Source organism: Aminobacter sp. NyZ550 (assembly GCF_025628925.2).
Lineage (GTDB): Bacteria > Pseudomonadota > Alphaproteobacteria > Rhizobiales > Rhizobiaceae > Aminobacter > Aminobacter ciceronei.
In genome coordinates this window covers 4,504,235-4,520,344 of the sequence record NZ_CP114190.1, presented here as the reverse complement: position 1 = coordinate 4,520,344, position 16,110 = coordinate 4,504,235, and the positions used below count along the sequence as shown (strand labels likewise).

17 protein-coding genes are annotated in these 16,110 nt (G+C 63.1%); 10 read left to right on the top strand and 7 right to left on the bottom strand.

Annotation, left to right across the window (positions count from 1 at the left end; genetic code table 11):
* Positions 1-7: 7 nt before the first annotated feature.
* Together lptG and lptF are read right to left on the bottom strand one after the other, a co-directional pair.
* A complete protein-coding gene (lptG, locus tag N7E70_RS22490; RefSeq protein WP_067964059.1) occupies positions 8-1,096 on the bottom strand; it encodes an LPS export ABC transporter permease LptG in 1,089 nt (362 codons plus the stop codon).
* Positions 1,093-2,292, bottom strand: a complete 1,200-nt coding sequence (gene lptF, locus N7E70_RS22485; RefSeq protein WP_154385087.1) for an LPS export ABC transporter permease LptF — start codon at positions 2,290-2,292, stop codon at positions 1,093-1,095. Before lptF ends, lptG begins: the two co-directional genes overlap by 4 nt.
* Positions 2,293-2,595: 303 nt before the next feature.
* Between lptF and N7E70_RS22480 the strand changes: the two genes are divergently transcribed.
* Together N7E70_RS22480 and N7E70_RS22475 are read left to right on the top strand one after the other, a co-directional pair.
* Positions 2,596-4,104: a leucyl aminopeptidase gene (locus N7E70_RS22480; RefSeq protein WP_263007702.1), complete on the top strand. Its 1,509-nt coding sequence runs from the start codon at positions 2,596-2,598 to the stop codon at positions 4,102-4,104.
* A gap of 86 nt (positions 4,105-4,190) precedes the next feature.
* On the top strand, positions 4,191-4,640 hold the full coding sequence (locus tag N7E70_RS22475; RefSeq protein ID WP_263007701.1) for a DNA polymerase III subunit chi: 450 nt from the start codon (positions 4,191-4,193) through the stop codon (positions 4,638-4,640).
* Between the two features lie 81 nt (positions 4,641-4,721).
* Here the strand turns inward: N7E70_RS22475 and N7E70_RS22470 are convergent, their stop codons facing one another.
* A complete protein-coding gene (locus N7E70_RS22470) occupies positions 4,722-5,168 on the bottom strand; it encodes a carboxymuconolactone decarboxylase family protein (protein WP_442866525.1) in 447 nt (148 codons plus the stop codon).
* A 131-nt stretch (positions 5,169-5,299) separates the two neighbouring features.
* On the opposite strand from N7E70_RS22470, the gene N7E70_RS22465 reads away from it, so the two are divergent.
* The 6 genes from N7E70_RS22465 to N7E70_RS22440 all read left to right on the top strand — a co-directional run bounded on the left by N7E70_RS22465 (position 5,300) and on the right by N7E70_RS22440 (position 9,515).
* Entirely contained in the window at positions 5,300-5,980 is a 681-nt protein-coding gene (locus N7E70_RS22465) for a TetR/AcrR family transcriptional regulator (RefSeq protein ID WP_263007699.1), read from the top strand.
* Positions 5,981-6,037: 57 nt separating this feature from the next.
* Positions 6,038-6,673, top strand: a complete 636-nt coding sequence (locus N7E70_RS22460; protein WP_263007698.1) for a hypothetical protein — start codon at positions 6,038-6,040, stop codon at positions 6,671-6,673.
* Positions 6,670-7,530, top strand: a complete 861-nt coding sequence (locus tag N7E70_RS22455; protein ID WP_263007697.1) for a 23S rRNA (adenine(2030)-N(6))-methyltransferase RlmJ — start codon at positions 6,670-6,672, stop codon at positions 7,528-7,530. The genes N7E70_RS22460 and N7E70_RS22455 overlap by 4 nt, the downstream gene beginning before the upstream one ends.
* Positions 7,531-7,583: 53 nt before the next feature.
* On the top strand, positions 7,584-8,027 hold the full coding sequence (locus tag N7E70_RS22450; RefSeq protein ID WP_182574433.1) for a hypothetical protein: 444 nt from the start codon (positions 7,584-7,586) through the stop codon (positions 8,025-8,027).
* Positions 8,028-8,043: 16 nt separating this feature from the next.
* Positions 8,044-8,835: a ribonuclease T2 gene (locus N7E70_RS22445; protein ID WP_263007696.1), complete on the top strand. Its 792-nt coding sequence runs from the start codon at positions 8,044-8,046 to the stop codon at positions 8,833-8,835.
* An 80-nt stretch (positions 8,836-8,915) separates the two neighbouring features.
* Positions 8,916-9,515, top strand: a complete 600-nt coding sequence (locus tag N7E70_RS22440) for a glutathione S-transferase family protein (protein ID WP_263007695.1) — start codon at positions 8,916-8,918, stop codon at positions 9,513-9,515.
* Positions 9,516-9,565: 50 nt separating this feature from the next.
* On the opposite strand, the gene N7E70_RS22435 is transcribed toward N7E70_RS22440, so the two are convergent.
* Entirely contained in the window at positions 9,566-10,441 is an 876-nt protein-coding gene (locus N7E70_RS22435; RefSeq protein ID WP_263007694.1) for an alpha-1,2-fucosyltransferase, read from the bottom strand.
* Positions 10,442-10,947: 506 nt separating this feature from the next.
* On the opposite strand from N7E70_RS22435, the gene N7E70_RS22430 reads away from it, so the two are divergent.
* Positions 10,948-11,682, top strand: a complete 735-nt coding sequence (locus tag N7E70_RS22430; protein WP_263007693.1) for an FkbM family methyltransferase — start codon at positions 10,948-10,950, stop codon at positions 11,680-11,682.
* 730 nt (positions 11,683-12,412) lie between these two features.
* On the opposite strand, the gene N7E70_RS22425 is transcribed toward N7E70_RS22430, so the two are convergent.
* Positions 12,413-13,600 carry an IS481 family transposase gene (locus N7E70_RS22425; protein ID WP_067956582.1) on the bottom strand — a complete coding sequence of 396 codons (1,188 nt, stop codon included), beginning with the start codon at positions 13,598-13,600 and terminating at the stop codon, positions 12,413-12,415.
* A 358-nt stretch (positions 13,601-13,958) separates the two neighbouring features.
* Between N7E70_RS22425 and N7E70_RS22420 the strand changes: the two genes are divergently transcribed.
* The gene (locus N7E70_RS22420) at positions 13,959-14,267 is read left to right on the top strand and encodes a hypothetical protein (RefSeq protein WP_263007682.1); all 309 of its coding nucleotides are present in this window, start codon (positions 13,959-13,961) and stop codon (positions 14,265-14,267) included.
* An 885-nt stretch (positions 14,268-15,152) separates the two neighbouring features.
* Here N7E70_RS22420 and N7E70_RS22415 read toward each other — a convergent pair.
* Together N7E70_RS22415 and N7E70_RS22410 are read right to left on the bottom strand one after the other, a co-directional pair.
* A complete protein-coding gene (locus N7E70_RS22415) occupies positions 15,153-15,473 on the bottom strand; it encodes a hypothetical protein (RefSeq protein WP_263007681.1) in 321 nt (106 codons plus the stop codon).
* A 144-nt stretch (positions 15,474-15,617) separates the two neighbouring features.
* The gene (locus N7E70_RS22410) at positions 15,618-15,794 is read right to left on the bottom strand and encodes a hypothetical protein (protein ID WP_263007680.1); all 177 of its coding nucleotides are present in this window, start codon (positions 15,792-15,794) and stop codon (positions 15,618-15,620) included.
* Between the last annotated feature and the right edge of the window lie 316 nt (positions 15,795-16,110).

Genomic DNA, 16,110 nt, shown 5'->3' with positions numbered 1-16,110 from the left:
CCCTCAACTAACCGTCCTCTTTATAAAGCAGGAACGTCACCCCGAAAAACATTGCGACCACTACTGGAAACCACGCCGCAATATAAGTCGGCACGAATCCCGCATTGCCAAATGCTTTGACCAGAACCGAAACGACATAAAGCAGAAAGCCGGCGACGACGCCACCCAGAATCATCGTTGCCGACTGCCCCATACGTGCAAATCGCATCGACACTGTTGCAGCAATGAGCGTCATTGCAACCAAAAGGAAGGGCAGGGCGACAAGTGAATGAAATTGCATGGCGAATGCGTTGGCCCTGAGGCCGAAGGAACGCGCCACTTCGATCTTCGACGGCAGCTCGAAGAAGGGAATCGTTTCGGGCCGCGCCAGCCGTTCCTGCACGAATTCGGGCTTCAGGTTGGTGGGCACCTGATCGACCGGCTGGGAGGTGAAATTCTTGCCGCCCTTCATGCTGCGGACATTGACCAGTTCCCAGTGGCCGTCACGCAGATAGGCGCGCTCGGCGTCCTTGCGTTCGACCATGTCACCCTTGTCGTCGAAGATGAAGAACACCGCGTCCGACAGCTCGAGACCCTGGTTGAGCACGGCGCGGGCGCCGATGATGACTTCGGTGCCCTCGGCCTTCTGGCGCAGCCACGGCGCCGAGAACGCCGAGACCGAATTGGACTGGCGCGAGCGCAGCTCGGATTCGATGGTTTCGGAATGCGAGAAGCCGTAAGCGGCGATCGGGTTGAGGATGCCGACGGTGACCAGGCCGAACAGCAGCGCGCCGATGCAGCAGGGCAACAGGAACTGCCAGGCCGAGATGCCGGCGGCGCGCGCGATCACCAGCTCATAACGCCGGTTGAGCGAAACCAGCGTCGCCATGGCGCTGAACAGTGCCACGAACGGCACGGTCTGTTGCATGATCATCGGCACGCGCAGCGCCGAAACAGTCATCGCGATCGAGAACTTGAAGCCGGGCAGGCCGCCGACATTGCTCGAGAATTCGGTGACGTCGATGATGAAGATCAGCGCGTAGATGCCGATGAAGAACCACGTCGTGATGACGGCGTAGCGGATGAGGAAATAGCGGCCAAGCGTCCAGCCCATCATGCCGCTCCCTGACCCGAAGCGCGGCCGGTGATGCGTTGGCGGAAGGCGGTGAAGCCGTCGCGCAGCCGTGCGGCTGCCGCTGCCATGCGGTCGGCGACCGAAACCGGCAGTTCCATGCTGCGGTGGTTGCGGATGAACCACAGCGCAAACAGCGAGGCGCCGATGGGAATGGCGTAGACGACATAGCCGATCCAGGCGAACGCTTCGGCCTTGCTGTTGGCGAAGAAGCCGAGCCAGCGGAAGAACAGGGCGATCGCCACCGTGGTGACAAGCGGATGGATTCGGGCCTCGCGGTGCGAGCGCGCGTCGCCGGCAACCGCAAGTGCGATGAAGGCGAAGGCGATCGAATAGAGCCAGTCGGAGAAGCGGCGGTTGAGCTCGGCGTCGAACAGGCGCGGGTTGCGCTGGTAGAATTTGTCGCCGTGCTGCGGCTGCATCAGATAGGACGTCGAGCGGTCCTTCGGCTGCATGGTGACTTCGTTGGCGGCAGCGGAAAACTCACTGAGATCAAAGGCATAGGAGTCGAAGCTGATGACCGAGACTTCGCCGCCCGGCGCCTTGCGATGGATGACGCCCTCATTCATCACCAGCATCTGCTTGTTGTTGCGTTCGATGAACGAGCCGTCCTTGGCATAATAGACGAGGTCGACATTGGGCTCGCGCGAATCGGCGACGAAGATGCCGCCCAGCCCGCCATTGGGCAGGCGCTCGCCGACCTGCACGAACAGGCCATCGTCGACCTTGCGGAAGGTGCCTTCCTGGATGATCAGCGACAGAAGGTCGGCGCGCGAGGTCGCGATCAGCTCGCGGTTGCGCTGGCGCGCCATCGGGTTGGCGACGTTGTCGACGATGAAGGAAAACATCGCCGCGCAGACCGCGAGGATGATGATTGGCCGGATGACGGTGAGCCGCGAGGCGCCGGCGGCATTGAGGATCACCAGCTCGGAATCGCTGTTCATCGTGCTCAGCGTCAGCGCCACGGCGATGATGACGGCAAACGGCACGACGATGGGAATGACCGTCGGCAGGATCAGGGCCGCGACCTCGAAGAAGGTCAGCGCCGACTGGCCGCTGTCGGTGACGAGGTCGATGCGACCGAGCACCTGGGTGGTCCAGACGATCGCCAATGTCCACGTCAACGCCGCGATGAACACCGCGAACGCACGACGCAGAATGTAGCGCTCAACAACCTTCATCGATGATCAGGATTCCGTGTTTCCGACTTGGCCGGCCGACTGTCGTCGCGTGGCCGGTGGGTGTCCAAACTATAGTCCAAGGCATGCCGGCACAACTGCCGTCAGCACCGCCAACACTTTCTCCCGCCATTCGGACTCTCCTAGCCAATGGCTAAGAAACGCCGAACGGAAGTGGTTAACACGAGGTTTCCGAACAATTTTCAGCTTTAATCATATCGGGCCAAGATGACGGGAGGCTTGCCAAACCGGCGAAAACGACGAAATGTCGCGCACCATCTGAACGGGATCCGAAAGCGGGATATCATGACTTCTAAGCCGTCGATCAGTTTTGCCAAGCCGGGCACGCCCAAGAAGGGCACCGTCATCGTCTTTTCCGCAGACGAGGGCGGGCTGAGCGATGCGGCGCGTGCCAACGATCCGGCCAAGGCGCTCGATCGTGCTTTTCCCGTCGCCGATTTCAAAGGCAAATTCGCCGGCGTCGTCGAGGTGCTGGCGCCCGAAGGCACAGCCGTCGACCGTCTCGTCGCGATCGGTACGGGCAAGGCGTCTTCGCTCGACGACTATGCCTGGCTGAAGCTCGGCGGCGTGGTTGCAGCACAGCTGCGCAAGGCAACCGAAGTGGCCGTGATCCTCGACATTCCTGATGTCGATGCCGATGGCGCGGCCGCGGCGGGCATTGCTTCGGGCATCCTGCTCAGGAGCTACAGCTTCGACAAATACAAGACCAAGAAAGACAATGGTGACAAAGGGGGCGACGGCAAGGCCGAGGACAGGAAGCCGGCCCGGATCACCATCCATTGCGCCGATCCGGCTGCCGCCAAGAAAGCCTTTGCCGACGCCGAGGCCGTCGTCGGCGGCGTGCTGCTTGCCCGCGACCTCGTCAACGAGCCGGCCAACATCCTCGGCCCGGTCGAGTTCGCGGCTGAAGCCAAGGAGCTCGAAAAGCTCGGCGTCAAGGTCGAGATCCTGACCGAGAAGGAAATGAAGAAGCTCGGCATGGGCTCGCTGCTCGGCGTTGCCCAGGGTTCTGTGCGTCCGCCGCGTCTGGCGGTCATGCAGTGGAACGGCGGCAAGGCCAAGGACAAGCCTGTCGCCTTCGTCGGCAAGGGCGTGACATTCGATTCGGGCGGCGTGTCGATCAAGCCGGCCGCCGGCATGGAGGACATGAAGGGCGACATGGGCGGTGCCGCCGCCGTCACCGGCCTGATGCATGCGCTCGCCGCCCGCAAGGCCAAGGTCAATGTCGTCGGCATCATCGGCATCGTCGAGAACATGGTCGACGGCAACGCCCAGCGTCCGGGCGACATCGTCACCTCGATGTCGGGCCAGACCATCGAGGTGCTCAACACCGACGCCGAAGGCCGCCTCGTGCTGGCCGATGCGCTGTGGTACTGCAACCAGCGCTTCGAGCCGAAATTCATGGTCAATCTGGCGACGCTCACCGGGGCGATCATGGTGGCGCTCGGCCAGAGCCATGCCGGCCTGTTCTCCAACAATGACGAGCTCGCCGAGCGCCTGACCGTCGCGGGCACGGCGACGCAGGAGAAATTGTGGCGCATGCCGCTCGGCTCGGACTACGACAAGCTGATCGATTCCAAGAATGCCGACATGAAGAACATCGGCGGCCGTTATGGCGGCTCGATCACCGCGGCGCAGTTCCTGCAGCGCTTCGTCAAGGACACGCCCTGGGCGCATCTCGACATCGCCGGCACCGCCATGGGCGCGCCGAGCAACGAGATCAACCAGTCCTGGGGGTCGGGCTACGGCGTGCGGCTGCTCGATCGCCTCGTCCGCGATCACTACGAGGGCTAAGGCCCAAGTCCAGGCAACCGCGCGTCGTCAGCGCGGTTGCCTGGGAAGCTTCACCCGCGACTGGAATTGGGGCATAGCATTGCCTCATGGCTGAAGTCCTTTTCTACCACCTGACCGAATCGACGCTCGAGGATGCCTTGCCGGGCCTGCTCGAGCGCAGTCTGCAGCGCGGCTGGAAGGCGGTGGTGCAGTGTGGCAGCGAAGAGCGCCGCGACGCCCTCGACCAGCATCTGTGGACTTTCCGCGACGATTCGTTTCTCGCCCACGGCAGCGACCGCGAGGCGCACGCCGCCGACCAGCCGGTGGTGCTGACGGTGACGGACGCCAATGCCAACGCCGCCGAGATCCGATTCCTCGTCGATGGTGCTGCGCCGCCCGACATCACGCCCTATCAGCGCGCGGTGTTCCTGTTCGACGGCCACGACGCCGCCCAGCTCGAAGGGGCGAGGGAACACTGGAAGACGATGAAAACAGCCGGCCACACGGTGACCTACTGGCAGCAGGGCGCCGACAAGCGCTGGGAGCGCAAGGCCTGACGGCCAGACGGGCGCGGCGCACAAGAAAGCGCGGCGCACCTGACAGGCCGCCGCGCCGCTGCCGACGCCGACGCCGGTCGGTTACTTGGCAGCGCTTTTCTCGCCGCCAAGATCCTTCTTGAAGGTCTCGAAATCGACCTGCATGCCGTTGAAGATGGTGCTCCAGTGGCGCGTCAGCGCCGCCATGGCGACGGCTTCCTGGATCTCTTCCGGCGAAGCACCCGCCTGTTTGGCGCTCTCGGTGTCGGCCCAGATGCAGTAGCTGCACGGGATCTGGGCGGCGACGGCAAGCGAGATCAGCGCCTTGGTCTTCGGCGGCAGGGCGGTCTTGTCGCTGAGCTCGATCGCCTTCAGCTCCGCCCATGCGCCGGGCAGGCCCGCCCTCGGGAACTGGTTGATGAAGGCGGGCACTGTGCCCATCGTCTTCTGGATGTCCTTGACTGTCGCGTCATAGTCGTCGGCGACAGCGGGCAGGGGCATTGCGGCAAGCGAGATGGCAAGGCTAGCTGTACCGGCCAGGACCGTCATCGTGCGGCGGAACGAGGCGAAGGTGTATGCGTCATTCAAGGGCATGACTTCCTCCTCTGGATCATTTTTCCCTTACGGTGTAAGGTACGCGAATTGATGATCCTTACAGTGTAAGTTGTCAAGGCGGGCGGATGGACAGGGCGATCAACAAAAAGCGAGTGAAGCTGTCGCGCGACATGATCGAGCAGGCCGCTTTCGCGGTCATCGAGCGCGAGGGCCTGGCCGGCTTTTCGATGCGCAAGCTGGCGCAGGCGCTCGGTTGCGAGGCGATGAGTATCTACCATCACTATGCCTCGCAGGCGCATCTGTTCGAGGCGCTGGTCGAAAGGCTGGTCGGCGAGCTGGAGGTCCCGCCGCGCACCTTGCCCTGGCGGCAGCGGGCACGGGCTGTCATGGGCGATTTCCGCGCCATCGGCCGCGCCCATCCGGCCTTCGCGCCGTTCCTCGTCACCTACCGCATGAATTCGCCCAAATGCCTGGCCTGGCTCGACGGCGTGCTCGGCGTGTTTGAGGATGGCGGCTTCGGCAAGGAGCGCGCCGCCCGGCTGTTCCGCGCGGTCGGTTATTACCTGATGGGGGCGATCCTCGACGAGACGGCAGGCTACGCCAGGGGCGCCTCGGCTGTGACTGTTGTCGATGACGCGCAAATGCGGCGCGACTTTCCCAATGTCGCTGCGGCCGGCGCATTCTTTACAGTGGCCGAGTTCGACAAGACCTTCGACCTCGGGCTCGACATGCTGCTCGACGAGATGGAACGGGAAGTTGCCTCGCATGGCCGGGCGACCCTTTCCGCCACGCCGCAAAAGCCGTAGTACGAAAAAATCGCCCGGTCGGGGCGATTGCTGTTTCGGTCCAGAGTAACGAGCGACATGCGGTTCCTGTTTCTGATCATCCTGCTTGCCGGCACCGGTCTCGGCATCCTCTATCCCTGGGCGGCGACCAATTTTGCCGGCCGCGAGATCGGCACCTACCGCGCCTATGACCGGTCAGGGGGGTATCGCCCGGTGGAGGTCGCGCTGGCGTCGAGCGATGCGCCGGTGCGTGTGCTGGTGGATCTGACCACGCTGGCGCCGCCGCAGGTCAATCCGGCAAGTGCCGTGCTGACCATCACCGCCTCGACGCGCGGCCAGACCGTGCTCGCCGAGGCGCTGAATTTTTACGACACCACGCCGCGCGAGCGCAGCCCGCAATTGCCCGATCCGGTGTTCCGCGACGATGCCGGGCTGATCCGCGAGGTCCAGCCGGGCAGCTACCGCTTCGTCATCGAGCAGGGCGACGCCGACAACATCCAGATCCAGCGCGTCGATCTCATCTTGCGTTCGGGCGGCCTCGAGGTCGACCAGCGGGCGCAACCGATCGGGCTGTCGCTGATGGCTATAGGCGTTGTCGGCCTGGTGCTGTCCTTGCGCCGCAAGAAGGACAGCCGGCCCGACAATCCCAATTCCCAGCCGCCCAATTCGCCGCCTCCTGCGCCGCGTTGGGGCAGGGACGCCGACAGGTCATGAACTATCGCCACGCCTATCATGCCGGAAACTTTGCCGACGTGGTCAAGCACGCCGTGCTCGCCCGGCTGGTCGACTATCTCAAGCGCAAGGACAAGGCGTTTCGCGTCATCGACACCCATGCCGGCATCGGGCTCTACGACCTCGGATCGGAAGAGGCCGAAAAGACGGGCGAGTGGCATGACGGCATCGGCCGCCTGATTGAGGCCCGATTGCCCGCTGACGCCGCAGCTCTGCTGGCGCCCTATCTCGACGCAGTCAGGGCCGTCAACGCAGAGGGCGGCATCTCGCGCTATCCCGGCTCGCCTGTCATTGCGCGGCATCTCATGCGCAAGCAGGACCGCCTGTCGGCGATCGAACTGCACCCCGAGGACGCAAGGACGCTTGCCCAGCACTTCGAAGGCGACTTCCAGACCCGCGTCACCGAGCTCGACGGCTGGCTGGCGCTCGGCGCGCATCTGCCGCCCAAGGAAAAGCGCGGCCTGGTGCTCGTCGATCCGCCCTTCGAGATCGGCGGCGAGTTCGAGCGGCTGGTCGAGGGCCTGAAGAAGGCGCACCGGCGCTGGCCGGGCGGCATCTTCGCTTTGTGGTATCCGGTCAAGGACCGTAAGGCGGTGGCGGCGTTCCGTGAGGCGCTTGGCGATGCCGGCATCCCCAAGATCATGGACATCGAGTTCTACATCAGGCCGCCCTCGGCCGAGCCGCGGCTCGACGGCACCGGCATGGTGGTGGTCAACCCGCCTTACCAGCTCGAAGCCGAGCTCAACACCATGCTGCCGGCGCTCGGCAAGCTGCTGGCCGAAGGCCCCGGCGCGCGCTGGTCGGTCGAGTGGCTGGCGGGCGAAGACGCCGCTTCTTGACCGCGAAGCGGCGACACCGCAAACTGCGCCCCACAAGCCTTGGAGTGGGAACCATGAGTCGCGTCGCCAGCACCATCTTTGCCGTTATGATCGGCCTCGGAACGGCCCTGTCGGGCGCGGGCTCCGCGCAGGCAGCCGACCTCTCCGTCGGCGCCGACTATTCCGATCCGGGCATCTGCGGCAACGCTGCCGTGCTCAACCGCATCACCAGCCGCTTCAGCTACCAGGTCCGCCACGTGCCGAACCTGCCGCAGGTTGCCATCACCGATTTCCAGCGCATCCACGAACACCGCTACGAGCCGGCCGACGAGAACCATCCGATCGGCCGCCGCTATTGCGGCGCGACAGTGGTCCTGTCCGATGGTGCTGACCGCGACATCTGGTACCTGATCGAGGAGGGCATGGGTTTTGCCTCGATCGGCGACAATGTCGAGTTCTGCGTCTCGGGCTTCGACCGCTGGTATGTCTATAACGGCCGCTGCCGCGTCCTGCGCTGAGGCGAGCCGGGCTGACATGATCCGCAATTTCGTAAAGGCCGCGCTGACAGCTGCGGCCTTTGCCTTGCTGGCGGCCTGTGCGCCGGCCGAGCAGTCGCAACCCGCCGACAAATCTGCCACCGGGGCTGCCGACAAGGCTACCACTGGGGCTGCCGACAAGCCCGTCACCGGGCCTGCCGGCAAGCCTGCCACCGGGCCTGCCACCGGGACCAGCGACGCGGCTGTCCCGCGTGGACAAGGGTTCGACTTCTACGTGCTGGCTCTGTCCTGGTCGCCGAGCTATTGCGAGGCCGAGGGTGAGCAGGCCAACGGCCAGCAATGCCGCACCGGCCGCCCCTATGGCTTCGTCGTGCATGGCCTGTGGCCGCAATATGAGCGCGGTTATCCCGAGAACTGCCCGACAAACGTCAGCGACGTGTCAAGCGACAGGCTGCGCGGCCTCTACGACCTGATCCCCTCGGCCGGCCTGATCCGTCACCAGTGGCGCAAGCATGGCACCTGCAGCGGGCTTGGCCAGGACGACTATTTCAAGGTCTTGCGGGCGGCCCGCGACAGAATCGAAATTCCAAAGGAATTCAAGAGCCTGGCCAGCTATCGCACGCTGGCGCCCGGCCAGGCCGAGCGTGCCTTCCTGCAATCCAATCCCGATATGCCGGCCGATGCGGTCGCGGTGACCTGCGACAGGCGCTATCTGCGCGAGCTGCGCATCTGCATGGGCAAGGATCTCGCCTTCCGCGCCTGTCCCGAGATCGAGCGCCGCGGCTGTCGGCTCGACAAGGTCGTGATGCCGCCGGTGCGCGGCCGCTGATTTTTGCCCCTCATTCTGGCAGCCGGATGTTGCCGGAACAGCACGTGCTGATATGGTCGCCGGCGCAAAAGGGGACCTCCATGCCGAAACTTTTCTATTCTCCCGCTTCGCCCTACAGCAGCAAGGTCCGCATGGCGGCCGCTTATGCCGGCATTCCGGTTGTAACAGTCACCGTCGAGACCGGCCCGCAGCCGGCGCTTTTGACCGACGCCAATCCGCTCGGCAAGATCCCGGTCTGGATCACAGATGACGGGCAGAGCATCTATGACAGCCGCGTCATCACCCAATACCTGAACCGGCTGTCCGGCAACAAGCTGTTCCCGCGCAACGCCGACAAGCGCCTCGATGCCGAACGCCTGGAGGCGCTGGCCGACGGCATCTGCGATTGCCTGCTCGCGATCGTCTACGAACGCCGCGGGCGTCCGGAGGAGATCGTCCACCAGCCCTGGATCGACAAGCAGTGGTCGAAGGTGACGCGCTCGCTCGACCTGCTCAACGCCAATCCGCCGAAACTGCCCAAGGCGATCACCACGGGCCAGATCGCGCTCAGGGCGGCGATCGGCTATCTCGACCTGCGCTTCCCCGGCAAGTGGGAGAAGGGCCGCCCACGCCTCAAGCGCTGGGCCGCCCGCTTCGACGAAAAATTCCCGGAGCTGAAGGCGATCGTCCCGCAAGGTTGAGAGCCTGCGGCCGGACACGGTTGCTCAGCCCTTGTGCTCGGGCCCGGCACTCAGCCTTGATTGGACAAGGGCAGCCAGCCATCGGGCAAGATGTCGGGGTTGCTGGCCGTGGGATCGGCAAACCATGCCGCCGGCCCGATGACGATCTTGTCGGGCGAGGGATTGAGCCAGGCGCCCCACCAGGAAAAGCTTGAGTTGGCGATGATGTGATGCCGGCAGGCGCTCATCAGGCGCATGTCCTCATAGTCGGCGTCGCGGCCATTATGGCCCATCACCCGTTTCTCCACCGGGAAGGCGAGGTTGTCGCGGGCCCAGTCGGGATCGTCGGAGAAGACATAGATGACCGGCTCCTCAGTCATCTTCGCGATCATCTGGTCCACGGCCTTGGCGTAATACTGCTTGGAGCAGGCGGCAAACAGCGCCTGGTTTTCCGGCAGAAGATAGTCGCCGCGCCGGACATGCAGCGAGATCGCCGGACAGGCGGCGATTGCCGCGAGGTGTTTGGCGTTCTCCGGGCTGGGCGGCGTGACGATGCGGAAATCGTTGGCGATCGTCTCAGTGCAATCGGCGAAATAGCGCTGCGACTGCCAGTAGCCGTCGAGCCAGAGATTGCTGCGCGGGGAAAGCATCGCCGGATCGAAGCCGAGGCCGTTCTCCCTGACCCGGGTCGGGAAGCGTCCTGTCGCGTGCCAGAGATAATAACTCAGCCGCTCTTGCCTCCGCCGTGGCGGCAGCGTGCCTGAGGTCACGGCCGGGCCGATGTTGAAATGGCCGAGCCGGAAGCTCACCGAGGGCGAGCTGTCGAACCACCTGGTGTCGAGCACAAGCGCGCTCCGGCTGCGCAGCGCCATGGCGCGGCCCATGGCGAACTGGAACATCTGGTTGCCAAGGCCGCCATAGATGGTGCTGACGATGCTCTTTTTCATCGGTGTCGGTCGCTGCAAATCATGCCGCTTAGTGCCAGCGGCGGAAACGGAAATCAAATTTGAAGCGGCTGCGACGGAGCTGCGCTCCTGCTGCGCCCTCGGATGACGAAGGGGTGGGGGCGTCGCGATGGTCCTTGCCGCGAGCGGCCCCTCCGCTTCGGTTGCCGCGAACGGCCTCCTCTTTTCGTCATCCTCGGGCTTGACCCGAGGATCCATGCCGTGAGGGTGACGAAGGCTAAATAGGGTGTAGAAGAGCACACGTCCTACACCGCCTGCGCGCCGCTGCAACGTCACGGCATGGATCCCAGGGTCTCCGCGACGGAGCTGCGCTCCTGCTTCGCCCTGGGATGACGAAGGACGGGGGCGTCGCCGAGGGTCGCAAGCACGGGCCGCCGACCATGCTTATGCACAGCCGTCTCGCCACCGCTGTATCCAACCCGCAATGTCTCGTCTAATGGGCGGTCGAGGCAGGCGTTACAATGCCGCCAGCCAGCACAGGGTCAACAATGTTCCGACAGTTACTCGGCCAGTTTGGTGTTCTCGAAAGGCCGCGCGAGCCGCTGGTGCTGCTGCGCGAAGGCCTGTGTGCTCGCCTCGGACTGAAGAGGGCGATCCACGTCGGCGCCCATTATGGCGAGGAGCGTGATGCTTACGAGGCGCTCGGGCTGACCGATGTGTTGTGGGTCGAGGCCTCGACAGGCGTCTACCAGGAACTCGTCGAACGCCTGGCAAAGCCGACCGGACACGGCACGCGCCATGTCGCGGTAAATGCCTTCGCTTCCGACAAGGCAGGCGACGAGGTCGTGCTGCGCCAGTTCAGCAATGAGGGGGCTTCGAGCTCGATCTTCGCGGCGACGGATCTGTTCCGTCAGACGTGGCCGGAGGTCAGCGAAACCGGCGGTTCCGAAGAGGTCGGCACCGACACGCTCGATCACATCGCCATGGTCAATGGCTTCGAAAAGGCCGACCTGGTCGCCGCCGACGTGCAGGGCGCGGAACTGATGGTGCTGAAGGGCGCAACCGGCCTGCTGGCGCAAGCCAAGGCGGTGATCGTCGAAGTGTCGCTGCAGCGCTTCTATGACGGCGGCGTGCTGCAGCCGGAGCTGCGCCGGTTCCTCAGGCAGCATGGCTTCATCGAGGCCAGGCGCCCGCCGAACCATGGCGACCAGCTCTTTCTGCGCAAGAGCCTGTTCGGCCCCCTCCGCCGCTTCAGCGACAGCATCAGGGAAGCGCGCCGCTAGAGCGCGGAAAGCGTCGCAACGGCAACAAAGAAGGCCCGGGCGCGAGCCCGGCTTTTTCGTTTGGGGCTATGCTTGGGCCTGGGTGAAGGTGCGCGGTGGCCGGTCAATCAACGACTTCGCCAGTCGCGAGGGCATGAATGTCCGAACGCTTCGCCGGGCTGTAACCCGTATTTGTCAACAGAGTGCGAACGATCTCAACCGGAAGCAGCTTGATCGGTTGAACAGTGGCGGTGACCCGCTGTCCGAAAGCAGGCAGAACCAGACCCAGAACAGATATCTTCGGTGACTTACGCCAATCACTGGCGCGCCGCCGATGCCAAGCCCCCAACACCTCCCTGAACTTCTGGATCAAAGGGCACCCGTTAAGCGGGCGGGGTGATATTGCCGCCTGTGGAGAAGGTGTTACTCTTCGCGTTATGTCTGACGGCAAACTCTACTTCATAGCAATTGGGGTCCTTCTAGCGCTCTGCTGCGGGGTTGTCTTCGCCGGATGGCTTTTGGGGCCGGTAGGCTGGTTCGTGGGGGGCGGACTGTTTTGCACAGCAGGAGTGGTCGTAAAGGCGCTGATCGATGATCGCCGCTATCGGCGACGCCAGACACTTTAACGGTCGTCTGTCAGGGCGACCCGGTAGCTCGCTTGGCTCATAACCAAAAGGACGCAGGTTCAAATCCTCCCCCTGCAACCAGATCAGGACGTGTACAGCCCGAAGACATAGGTAACAGTTTGTACCTAAGACATGGGTGACAACCTCGTGCCGAACGGGTTGTCGATGGTCTGCAGGGTCCTCTGTTCGAGGTCGATATAGCCAAGATCATAGTGCATGAAGGAGACGAGCCAAATGGCGTCGTCGACTTCAGTGATTCCGAGCCTCTGGCCGGCGAGCACGGTCGAGATATTGATCTTCTTGCGGTGCATGCAGATGCGGCCACAGGCGGTGACGAGGATGTCGCGGTCATGGAAGGGGTAATGCAGGTCTGGCAGCCCCTCATAGGCTCTTGAAGAGGGCTTATAGAGTTCGTCCGGCACCTTCATGCCGATCGCTTGGTGCGGTCGTTCGGCATTGAATTCGCTGACGAATGCATCGAACCTGGCCTGCTGCTGTAGAATGTTCATGCCCGGCGGCCGGGTCGTCTCCTGCTTGAGGGTCCGGTGCATACGCTCATGCCTGCCGTTCTGCTGCGGGTTGCCGGGTTTGATGCGCTCGATGTCGATGCCCAGCCGCAGCCAGAAGACCGAGAGCCTGGACAGATTGTAGAGCCCGTTGGGAGAGGCGAAGGGCAGCCCGTTGTCGCTTCTGATCGCCGCCGGCAGGCCGCGCTGCTTGAACAACCTCACGAAGGCTTCGACGACGGGCACCTCCCGCGTTGATTCGAGGGCTTCGCACAGAAGGATCATGCGCGAGGCCTGGTCAGTCACCGTCAAAGGGTAACAGTACTGGCGATTGCCGAGCCTGAACTCGCCCTTGAAATCGACACACCACAGATCGTTGGGGCAGCATGCCGCCGACAGCGGCGTGCCCTCGGCCTTGCAGCGCCGCCTCTGACGGGCGCGCGTGACAAGGCCGTGGCGGTCGAGCACGGCATGGACCGTGCTCGTCGACGGCAGCCGAACGTCGCCGGCCAGCTTGCGCACCAGAAGCTCACGGATCTTCCTGGCGCCCCAGTGCGGCTTGTCCTTCTTGGCCTTCACAATCGCCTGCTCGATCTGACAGGGCAGTTGGTTGGCATAGCGGACCGGCCGCCGTGACCGGTCGGTCAGCGCCTCCAGGCCGTCGTCCTTGTAGCGGTTGAGGATCTTGTAGCCGGTCTTGCGGGAAATCCCGAACTCTCGGCACACATCACTCATGCCCTCGCCATCCAGAAGCCGCGCAACAAAACGAAGACGTTCCTCCATCACCGAACTCTCCTTCCACGGCATCAACACCTCCGGCCAAAAGCCAAAAGTGTTACCCATGTGTCCGGTACGAAACGTCACCTATGTCTCGGGTCGCTCAACGGACACGACCGCCCGTAAGTGAGCCATGTAGCGTCTGGCTCGGCCGAGCAATCGGTGTGGGCGGCAAGGTTCACGCGCTTTCCCGCCGAAAAGGGCTGGATGCACCACCGTCTGATGCTGTGGAACTCCTGCAACGGCCCTACCAATATCGGTATGTGCCGGCCGAGACCGCTGACGAAATCAAACGTGAAGGCCTCTGGGAGAAGTCCCTGATCCTTCCCGATCAAGTGTGATCCCGACCGGGCGGGTGATCCCGGAAATCAACCCCGAAAGGAACCAGATGGTTCGAACGTTCCGAAGTCTCTTCTTCGGTGGCCTCGCCATGCTCGCGGCTGCCATCTCCTTCTCCATGCCAGCCTCGGCGCTGGACCGCGAAGTCGGTATCTACGGCGCATCACCGGCCGCTTATGTCTACGTGCTGCCCAATGCAGCTTCGGTCGACGCGATCCTCGTCGACGAGCGACGGCACGAGATCCGAAGTCGCGACGCCCACGCTGTGGCCTACGCCGTTGCCAACCAGCCGCTGACCACCTGGCGTGTCGCCGTCGACAGCGATTCGCACATCGATCCGCATCTTGCGGTCGCCTAACCCTTAGAGGGCCGGTTGCCTACTGCGGCACCGGCCCGCTCCGCTTCTGTGGATTGCCAAGGGCAGACTTCACAATCGGAGATCTAACCCATGCCGGACCAATATTCGGTCGGCAAGATCAATCATCTCCTAGTGTTGGGCGGTCTAGGACGCTTCATGCGCGCAAGGATGCCTTGGTGTGCCGGGTGATCTGCAGTTTCGATCAGCGGCCCAGTAAACACAATTGCGGGGTCACGAGTGGATGCAAGCAAGTTGCTCAACGGTGGAGGCCACTGCTCATTCGTGATAGCGAGCGAAAAGTTGATTTGGGCCAGCGTGAAACGCCACGTGTTTAGGCCGCCTATTCGACCCCTCGCGGGGAGCGAAGTGATATCAACGGGTTCGCCCTTAATACTGTGATGGGACGAAGTCAGCACGAGCTGATAACCCACGTCAGAGTGATCGAACACTGCGTCGCGAACTCTCCGTTCGTGGGCGCCAAGGCTAAGGCCGATCGCTCGTCCTGTTTTCGAGTGTGCGTGGCGCCACACAATGCTCAACGCAAACCGAAGTAGCAAATTCGGAGCGGGATTCGGAACTTCGAATAACTCGCCACGGAGGTCGTGAAGTGATCGTGACCGACGGCAAAAGTCGACTCCATAGGTATCCGCAATGGATAGCCGTTGCTCATGATGGTCACAAAGCAGGTACTCCCACGACCCGCTTTGGCTAAAGTCCACGCCATCTTGGTGGGAATAACCAACAATCAAGTGCCCTTCGCCATCGCGAAGATCATGCATTAAGGCCCGAGGCAGGATGTGCGTTTTGACTGCGCGGTCCCCGCAAAGCCTGCACCTTTCTGCGCGATCGTCCAATATCTTGTCCCCACAGCACGCGGTAAAGAGCTTAACTCGTCGCAGTGATCATGGTGCCAATCGCCATGACCACAACGCTGATGGCAATTGCAACGGCGGAAACCTTCGTCCACCGCGCCGTGTGCTTAGCGGCTTGCTCGCTTGCGATAGCTGCGTCTGCAGCGCGCCTAGCATGTGCCGCTGCCTCGATCTGAGCATCGGCCGCTGCAATGACCTTCGCGTCAACCTCCTGCTGAGCTAGCTCCCGGCGGCGTTGCATCTCGCGGTCCACATAATAGGACGCTTGAGAGCCTGGCTGCTCACCAGCGCTCATCAATTGGTCCAATGTGTATTCCTTGAATGGATTGGCCATCTGTCCCCTTCTAGAATAGACAAAAAGTAGAGCAGGATAGATGGCAGTCGGCAAGAAGACTGGTGGACGCTCGAAAGGCACTCCAGGCAAGGCCATGGCTCGCCGAGAAAAGGAAATCGCCAAGGGTGGCGATACACTCCTCGACTACATGCTGAAGGTCATGCGGAAGCCCAAGGCCGATGCCTCCAGGCGCGATGACATGGCTGAGCCGCGGCGTCCCAGGTGCATCCCAAGCTCGCAGTCGTGCAGCACACAGGCCGCAATGGCGGCCCGATCCAGACAGTCGACCTGGCGAAACTGAGTGGTGATGAACTCGATCACCTCGAAAGCATCTTCGGCCCGCTTGCCGGACCCGGCGACGATGATGCGCCAGATCAGGCAAGAGGGCGCGGCGAGCTGCTGAGGCTGAGCGGGTAGCTCGCGATGCTGAGCGCATCAGGGCGCGGTGCCAGACGCTGTTCGCCTATGTCATCCAGCTTGCGGGCAATGCCCTTATCGGGTGGCTACGACTATTGCCAGGCGCCGATCGAGATGCGGTCACGTTATCAGTTGACCGGCGCGGGAGCTGGAATACCTCCCCAGAACGTGCCGGTCGACATGGCCCCGTAAAGATGTCATCGGCGAGACGGCTACTCCA